Source organism: Helicobacter pullorum NCTC 12824 (genome assembly GCF_017979475.1).
In the GTDB taxonomy this organism is placed as follows: Bacteria; Campylobacterota; Campylobacteria; order Campylobacterales; family Helicobacteraceae; genus Helicobacter_D; species Helicobacter_D pullorum.
On the sequence record NZ_JAERIT010000019.1, the window covers coordinates 1 to 7,958 of the forward strand.

The following is a 7,958-nucleotide window of genomic DNA, read 5'->3' on the forward strand; positions in this document are numbered from 1 at the left end:
ACAAAATTATATAAATGATTTAGTAAAAGTTAAATAATAATTTAATCTTTATAATTAGGCTTGATGATTAGCTTCATAGAAAATCATCAAAGTTTTGTCAAAAAATCTCAAACCCACTTTCTAGCTTTCCAAAAACCAAAAATAAATGTGTAAAATTTTCACATTGAATTGCAATCTTTGTAAATTTCTTTAAATATTTTGAATACTATAAAAATTCAAGCAAGAGGATTAGGGGGTGATTTGCAAATATTAAGATTATTTGACAATAGAATTTGAATTCTGGTTGTATCTAAGTTTCAATTTTTGACTACATACCAAGCATTCCATCTTATATTTATTTTTCATCTTGGAGATTAAAATTTGTTGTTTAGTTGTAGTTTTTGGTGCTACCCTTGAAGCCACTATTGCACCATAGAATTTTCTTGTTTGATTAATTATGTCTTTGTATTTATTATGTGTCGCTTCTATTTGTTCAAAAGCTTTTTTGATATCTTTTCCTTTTAACTCTACATATAACCATATAGAATCATCACTTGCTTTAATAATTAGATAATCACATTTTGACTCTTGAGAATTGTCTAGTCCCCCATCTACCTTTACCTTATAAAACAAATCTTGGGTGCTTATCAATAAGAATTCTTTACCCTGTTCTTTGCAACTAACTTGTGTCTTTGGGGTTTCGCTATACCTTCTAAATTCTTCTATCATTTTTGATTGTCTTTTAATGTGTTACTCACTTCTATTAAGGAATCAAATTTATTCATAATGTTATCACTTGCATTATCTATTTCTTCTGCATTAATTAAGCCTGTTTCTTTATCTATAATATTCTTAACCTCTCCACTATCTATTTTATATGCAATAAAATCTTCAGAATTTATAGAAGTTGGGACTATGCTTTCTAAAATTTCTTTTTCTGCCCCTTGTTTTAATAGCTGGTTAGCATATATTACATTATTAAATGCACTAAGCATATATGGGCTATGAGTAGAAATTATAACTTGTGGTTTATGCTCTTTTACTCTTAAGTTTGCCAAATAATAACTCATTTTCTCTTGATTGCTTGGGTAAAGATTGCTCTCGGGTTCTTCTATTAAAATACACATATTCCGATTGTTTTGCATTTGCATTAAATATTCTTTTACATTTTTGAGTTTATCTATATCTAATTCCAAATCTAATTCCAATAAAAACTCTAGTATTCCACCAATAAAAGCTTCCTCAAAATCATACTTTGTTGCAAAATGAGAGCAAATAAGCTCTATAATGACCGAGCTTTTTTCCCCTGAACTTGAGTTTTCAAATTTTATTTCTTTATTGTCTCTTTGAATATAATATTGTTCATAGGCAACTTTCTTTTTTTTTAATACATTTATGTTCATAGTTTGCATTTCTTGATTCATCTTACTAAGACTTTCTTTAAAATTGCTAATCATATCGTTTGTGTATAAAGAGAATCTAGCCCTTAAACCGCTTGGGCTAGAAAGTATTTCGGCAATCGATGAGCGATTATCGTTTAAGAAAAGTATTTTATTAATACAAAATTCATTTTGTTTTAGAGAGTCATATTTAGGTGTTAATTTTCCTTGAGAGATTGTAGCGATAGTCACATCTTCTATTTTGTATTCTATATATGTTTCTTTACTAACAAAATCTTCCAATAAAGAATCTTTTAAAATCCGCTCTAATCTAAATCTCAATGGATCTTTCTTGGCATTAGAGGCTTTCAAAAACATTTTGTACTGCATTTTTTTATATATCCATTGGAACATACTAATTGTTCGCATAATAATGCTTTTTCCACTACCGCTCTCACCGATAAAAATAGTAAAAGGCATTATAATAATATCTGCTTCTTTAATAGGACCCAAATTCCTAATGATTAACTCTTGTTTTTTCATAATCTTTATTTGATAATCTTTCCTAAAAAATATACTAATATTGTATATAATGCAATATTATATTTTGATTAAGCTCTATGAAACAGCATAAAGCCTCTTTATGATATAATCACTTTTATTCAATCAAAAAATGCTAGAATCTTTAAACACTACTTCTTTATGTAATACCAATACTATGGCTTTTATGGAGGAATTGCTAAACTTAGAATATTTGCAAGATACTACCAATGAAATAGGAAATTTCCTCACACAGCATATCACAAAGGATTATGGCTTTAGTGTAAATCTAAGAATCAAGGGTTAGTCTAATTATATGTTTGGCGTTTTGTGAGGGCAGATTCAAACTTCCCTTAGGAAGTTAGCCTCACATTGTGACTAAGTATCGGCTAATTTCTCATTCAAAAATAGAATCTAAAATCGTTTGGATATATTGACTTTCATCAAATTCTATCAAATCTTCTGCACCCTCTCCCACTCCGATATACAAAATAGGCACTCGCAAGGTATGAATAATGCTAAAAATCGCTCCGCCTTTGCTTGTGCCATCAAGCTTGGTAATAATCACGCCATCAACTCCGCCCAATGTTTGACTAAAAATCTTTGCTTGATCGAGACTTGAAGTGCCTTGTGTGCCATCTAAGATGAGTATTTTCCTATGTGGTGCGCCCTCTTTGGCTTTGTTGCAGATTCGGACGATTTTTTGTAATTCATTTTGTAAATTGCTTTGGTTGTGTAATCTCCCTGCAGTATCAATAATCACACAATCTAGATTCTTAGCTACTGCCGAAGTAATCGTATCAAACGCCACTGCTGAAGGATCATGCCCTTGTTTGGAAGAAATTACAGGGATTTTTAGTCGCTCTCCCCAAAGGCTTAATTGCTCGATAGCTGCTGCCCTAAAAGTATCTCCAGCACCCAAAATCACGCTTTTGCCTTGCTTTTGGTATAAATTTGCAAGTTTGGCAATCGTGGTAGTTTTGCCCGCTCCATTGACACCTACAATCAAATCTACACAAGGCTTAGCATTGACTTGTTTTGCCTGCACTTTGTCATAATAGCTCTCACCTCTAAAAAGTCTAAGCAAGGCAACTTCAAGCTCATTTTTGCTGATTTCTTCACCTAAGGGAGATAAAATCATTTCGATTAAATCATAATCCATATCTGTGGCAATTAGCACTTCTTCTAATTCTTCTTTGGTAAGCTTTTTGTGTGCTTTTGGCAATAACTCCTTGATATTTTGGGTGGTTTTTTGCAAGGTTTTTTTGAGAATGTTAAACATTATTTTGCCCTCATTTTTGCTAAATTTTGAGATAAATCAAACTCGATCATTTCTTCTGGAATCGCACCTAAATAATGGATAATGTAATCTCCCTTTTCATCATACAAAACAATCAAAGGTATTCCCTCAAGCCCCTCTAATGCTTTGAAAAACTCCGCTCTATTTTCTTTGAATGCTACTGGAAAAGTGATTTTGTTTTCTTCGATGAAAACTTGCATTGTTTGATTGAAATCCTCTACTTCTCCCACCAAATCATCAATTCCGATTCCAAAAATTGTGATTTTATCTCCAAATTGCTTTTGAAGATTCTCTAAATGAGGCAAAATCCCAACACAAGGCTCACACCAAGTTGTAAAAAAGAACAAAACTTTGATGTTTTCTTTGTTGGAGGTGATTAGCAAATCTTTGAGGGTGTTTTTTTGGGTGGGTTCGATATTTTTAAAATTATTTTTATAAGATTGTGGGATTTTTTGATTAATTGCAATCTTATCTCCATTATTTGCTATGATTTCTAAATCCTCTAAATACTCTTGTTTGGGGGTGTCTTCTTGTGCCTCTTGAATGCTTTTTTCACAAGCTCCAAAGAATAAGCCCACACATAACAAACAAAATAGTATTTTTAGCTTTTTCATCAATCTATCCTTAATATTTTGGGCGAATTATACACAACAAAGATAAAACTGCATTTTAATTTTGTCGCAAAAAAAGATACTTCAAGGGAGAATCTTTAAAATTTCCAAATTTTTCTACCACTTCTAAAGGCAATTTAATCTCTATATTTCCATAAACATAAGGCATAATTTCATAAGGTTGATAAACAAACACAATCCCATCATAGCTCAACAATATCGCATCAGATACTTTAAAATTTTCAAAAGTGATATAATCTTTTACCTTTTCTTTGGTGGCTATATCTTGATATTTTTCCCAAAGAATCTGTTTTAACTCCAAATTATTTAAATCAATGATTTCATTAAGCTCTACTATGCCCTCTTTTTTGGACAATACAACTCCCCATTTACCATGATTCCCATGTGCTCCCCCTGTGTATAAATAACTCATTTTTTCAAAAACTAGCAAATTTTCATCAAAATAATACAATTTATCTTCGGTAATCTCTTCTAAAGGAAACTTTTTAAGATATTCTTCGACATTTAAATCGCCAATATCTTTTAAATACTCTTGCATTGATTCTTCTGCCTCTTTCAAAAAAACTTGTTGGGCATTTGTGCATTCAAATTCTTTTTGATACATTAATTCTAATAAATTTTGGATTTTTGGATTTTTGGAGCACACTATAAGCATTGAAATATTACTCGGACTTGCCTGTGTTTGCCGATAAACAATCTTTTGGGATTTGATTGCAAAAGAATCTAGTATTTTTGAATTTTGTCCTACTATCTTGCCTTTTTCTAATGTAAATTGATATTTGCCACACTGCAGAGATGATTTATCCAAACCCACTTCACAGCCTTTATATCCATTAGCATAAATCCCCCCAAATAAAATTCCATTATGATCTCTAGCGACATATAATTTTCCATTTTCAAATTGATAAGTTTCATAAATAGAATCTTGCGTCTCTTGTGCAAATAGGCTTGACACAAAAACTCCACACGACAAAACTGCACCAACAATTATATTTTTAATCCCCATTATCGCCTCCATAATTTGAATTATTTTATAAAGATTCTAACATTATTTTAGAATTTTTATCTTAAACTATTGATTTTTTTAAAAAGCATTGTTATAATTCTAGCCTTGCTTTTATGCGGGAGTAGCTCAGTGGTAGAGCATAACCTTGCCAAGGTTGGGGCCGCGGGTTCGATCCCCGTCTCCCGCTCCATTATTTTAAAACTAAAAAATAATAAATAGCATAGCCCGGGTGGTGAAATGGTAGACACAAGGGACTTAAAATCCCTCGGACATTGCGTCCGTGCCGGTTCAAGTCCGGCCTCGGGCACCACTTATTTTTCTAAGGCGACATAGCCAAGCGGTAAGGCATGGGCCTGCAAAGCCTTGATTCCCCAGTTCGAATCTGGGTGTCGCCTCCAAAGCTTTGCGTTTGAAATAGATTCGGGAGATGGCTGAGTGGTCGAAAGCGGCGGTCTTGAAAACCGTTGAGGGTCACACCTCCGGGGGTTCGAATCCCTCTCTCCCGGCCATTACTCGTAAATAATCAATATATCTCGCTATAAATTACATACCTTTCAAACCAATTATACCATTTATTTTAGGGCTTTTCAACACATAAAGTAATCACAATTAATAACATTTGGAATCATTAAAAATAAGGTGATAAAATTGTCATTTTTTTACCAAAAGATATGTAAAGTATATGTAAAAGCATTTTTACATATACTTTTGTCTTGATTTTAAAATATGGGAATATGGGGGATAAAAGAAAGATATTAAAAAGATATGTAGAAGTTTTTACATATCTTAATTGCTTTTAGTTTCTAAAAATTGCAAAATTGAGGTTAATGGGATAAATTTGCTTCTTTCTGTATAGACAATCTCTTGTAATTTTCCCTCCCTAACCCATCTTGAAATAGTAAGACAATGAACATTTAAAATATCGGCTGTTTCTTTAAATTTAAACATTAATTTCCCTTTATACTTTTCAGGCAAATAATCCACTGCATTAAATGTTTTTACCTTTAAATATCTCTCATTATCTTTTTCTTGAATATCCTCTGTATTCTTATTGATAAGGTTTTCTTTGACTTTATTTGTTTCTTTTTTCATTTTTTCTCCTTTTTCTTTATTGATGTTCTCTCTCTTTATAATATCAAGTGCCTTTGAAAAAGACACATTTCCTTGCTCTTTTAATTCCTTTTCTAACAATTCATTAATTCTTTGTATATCAATATCCTTGCGTTCTCCTACAAAATAAGATTGATTTTTGAATTTGAAATAACACTCTCCATTTCTTAAATATAGCCTTATATTGTTATGTTTCACTATTTTTACCTCATTTTTAAATATGTTTGATAGTATTTTAACTCTTTTGTGTCAAATAAAATATTTTTGTATTTATATAGTTATCTTTAAATAACATTACTTAATCTAGCACTGCTTCAGCCTCAAGTCTTTCTTTTATTTTTTTAATACCACTTCTATAACATTTAATGACTGCTCTCATATCAAGCTTCAAAGATTCTGAGATTTCTTTAAAGCTTGTTAAATCCTCTTTAAAAACTCTTGCACTCTCCCAACTCTTTGGAGACATTATAGGTTTCCTTTTGGTTGTTCCAATATACATTGCATAAGAAGCCCTCATTTTTCTTGAAAAAGTATTATAGATTTCTAATTCATCTTTTCCGAAATGTTTTAGGATTCTACTTTCAACTTTACTGACTATTCTTGCTTCCTCCATTTTTTTCACTCCTTATTATTTTATTTTTTTAAAAAAATTTGTGTCAATAATATTTAATTATTTATTAATATAAACTTAAATAATATTTAATAAAGTCTATAACTAGCGTTTTTTGTGAAGATTATTAGATTTTTATATATAAAAAAAATTTGCTATAATTGTATTAATATATTAAGAATTAAAAGAGAAAGGATATATTTTGGGGACTAAAGAAAATCAATTAATTGAAAATATCATTCCAATTTTAAAGAATCTTGAAAAAGAGATTCCCATTAATTTAGAGGTTTATGGTAATACCTTAAAAAAAATCGAAAAAACAGCTTCTCCTATAAATAATATTAAAAAAACTAAAAAGGCTTTATTTAGCCGATATTTGTTTGGAACATTTTATAGGCAAGAAATTCAATCTCTTTTTTTATCTTGCGTAGAGGGAGATTTGAATGTTAATGAAATTATGGAATACTCTAGCCAAAAAAAAGAAAAAGAGTTAGAACATAAAATAGCTTTTAATAAAGATGGGAACTTGCGAAAAGAGTTGTTTTTTGATAATGATAAAATAGAATTGCCTGAAGAATTTAGTTTCAAAAAAGAAGATTTTAAAGACAATGAGGTTGAGTATCTAATAGAATTAATTATTGATATTTATTGTGTCTTATTTATTAAAAAAGAGAAATTCGATTTAGAGTATTTTAAATTTATTGTTAATCGCTACAACATACATCTTAGGAGTAGCAATGCAAGAATCCAACAAAAAAATACAAGCTTAAATTATTTCCCAACTTCAGCAGAAAATATAGAGAGAGATATTGCGTCGTTTTTCTCTTTTTTTAAAGAATTTAATGTGGATAATCCTTTAATAAAAGCTAGTGTTACTCATCTATTTTTTTCTATTGTTTCTCCTTTTTCTCAATATGGTTTGATTTTTGCAAGAATGTTTTTCTTAAAAGTTCTTTTAGAGGAAGAGGAAATTTATAAAATTAAATATCTGCCTATTTTAAAATCGCTACAAGCTCAAGGTTCAAAATTAAGCAAGATTTTAAATAGCATTACCTATTCAAAAAACTCTTTATTGCTACAAAAAAATGAAAAAAAAGAGTTTAAAACAGCTGTTAATAATTGGATTAGATCAGATTTTAATAGCCTTGTTGTGTGTTCTTCTAACTTGAAATATACAATGCACAATTTATTAGTTTCTTTTGGTGGTGAAAAAAAATATGTAAGGATTAAAGAATATCAAGAAGCAATAGACAATTAAGCCTCTTTTGGTAAAAAATTAATTTTTTTGTGTCAATAATTCTTGACTTATGGCATATGATTTTATATAATGTTATTTTTAATTTCTTTTTAAGAAATAGATTAGGGTTTTCCTTGAAACAAATCGAAGCGTGTCTCGATTTAA

The 7,958-nt window shown here is 30.1% G+C and carries 9 protein-coding genes and 4 tRNA genes; 6 read left to right on the plus strand and 7 right to left on the minus strand.

Going from position 1 to position 7,958, the window contains the following annotated elements; all coding sequences use genetic code 11:
- Positions 1–255: 255 nt before the first annotated feature.
- Together JJQ98_RS08630 and JJQ98_RS08635 are read right to left on the minus strand one after the other, a co-directional pair.
- Positions 256–708: a hypothetical protein gene (locus JJQ98_RS08630; RefSeq protein ID WP_151104735.1), complete on the minus strand. Its 453-nt coding sequence runs from the start codon at positions 706–708 to the stop codon at positions 256–258.
- Positions 705–1,901, minus strand: a complete 1,197-nt coding sequence (locus tag JJQ98_RS08635) for an AAA family ATPase (protein ID WP_151104736.1) — start codon at positions 1,899–1,901, stop codon at positions 705–707. The genes JJQ98_RS08630 and JJQ98_RS08635 overlap by 4 nt, the downstream gene beginning before the upstream one ends.
- Before the next feature lie 130 nt (positions 1,902–2,031).
- On the opposite strand from JJQ98_RS08635, the gene JJQ98_RS08640 reads away from it, so the two are divergent.
- Entirely contained in the window at positions 2,032–2,205 is a 174-nt protein-coding gene (locus JJQ98_RS08640; protein ID WP_170252202.1) for a hypothetical protein, read from the plus strand.
- 90 nt (positions 2,206–2,295) lie between these two features.
- Here JJQ98_RS08640 and ftsY read toward each other — a convergent pair whose 3' ends face one another.
- The 3 genes from ftsY to JJQ98_RS08655 are packed head-to-tail and all read right to left on the minus strand — an operon-like array spanning position 2,296 to position 4,836.
- Positions 2,296–3,180, minus strand: coding sequence for a signal recognition particle-docking protein FtsY (ftsY, locus tag JJQ98_RS08645; protein WP_054197534.1), 885 nt, complete (start codon positions 3,178–3,180; stop codon positions 2,296–2,298).
- Entirely contained in the window at positions 3,180–3,812 is a 633-nt protein-coding gene (locus JJQ98_RS08650; protein WP_040499509.1) for a TlpA family protein disulfide reductase, read from the minus strand. Before JJQ98_RS08650 ends, ftsY begins: the two co-directional genes overlap by 1 nt.
- Before the next feature lie 55 nt (positions 3,813–3,867).
- The gene (locus JJQ98_RS08655) at positions 3,868–4,836 is read right to left on the minus strand and encodes a DUF3298 and DUF4163 domain-containing protein (RefSeq protein WP_247596739.1); all 969 of its coding nucleotides are present in this window, start codon (positions 4,834–4,836) and stop codon (positions 3,868–3,870) included.
- Positions 4,837–4,951: 115 nt separating this feature from the next.
- Here JJQ98_RS08655 and JJQ98_RS08660 point away from each other — a divergent pair.
- The 4 genes from JJQ98_RS08660 (at position 4,952) to JJQ98_RS08675 (ending at position 5,345) form a co-directional block, all read left to right on the plus strand.
- A tRNA-Gly gene (locus tag JJQ98_RS08660) sits at positions 4,952–5,026 on the plus strand.
- A gap of 33 nt (positions 5,027–5,059) precedes the next feature.
- Positions 5,060–5,146, plus strand: a tRNA-Leu gene (locus JJQ98_RS08665).
- 13 nt (positions 5,147–5,159) lie between these two features.
- Positions 5,160–5,234 (plus strand) — tRNA-Cys (locus JJQ98_RS08670).
- A 23-nt stretch (positions 5,235–5,257) separates the two neighbouring features.
- Positions 5,258–5,345, plus strand: a tRNA-Ser gene (locus JJQ98_RS08675).
- 277 nt (positions 5,346–5,622) lie between these two features.
- Here JJQ98_RS08675 and JJQ98_RS08680 read toward each other — a convergent pair.
- Together JJQ98_RS08680 and JJQ98_RS08685 are read right to left on the minus strand one after the other, a co-directional pair.
- Positions 5,623–5,928, minus strand: a complete 306-nt coding sequence (locus tag JJQ98_RS08680; RefSeq protein ID WP_134043111.1) for a MerR family transcriptional regulator — start codon at positions 5,926–5,928, stop codon at positions 5,623–5,625.
- 316 nt (positions 5,929–6,244) lie between these two features.
- Positions 6,245–6,559 carry a hypothetical protein gene (locus JJQ98_RS08685; protein WP_151104738.1) on the minus strand — a complete coding sequence of 105 codons (315 nt, stop codon included), beginning with the start codon at positions 6,557–6,559 and terminating at the stop codon, positions 6,245–6,247.
- A 199-nt stretch (positions 6,560–6,758) separates the two neighbouring features.
- Between JJQ98_RS08685 and JJQ98_RS08690 the strand changes: the two genes are divergently transcribed.
- A complete protein-coding gene (locus JJQ98_RS08690; protein WP_060660956.1) occupies positions 6,759–7,814 on the plus strand; it encodes a hypothetical protein in 1,056 nt (351 codons plus the stop codon).
- Positions 7,815–7,958 lie beyond the last annotated feature (144 nt).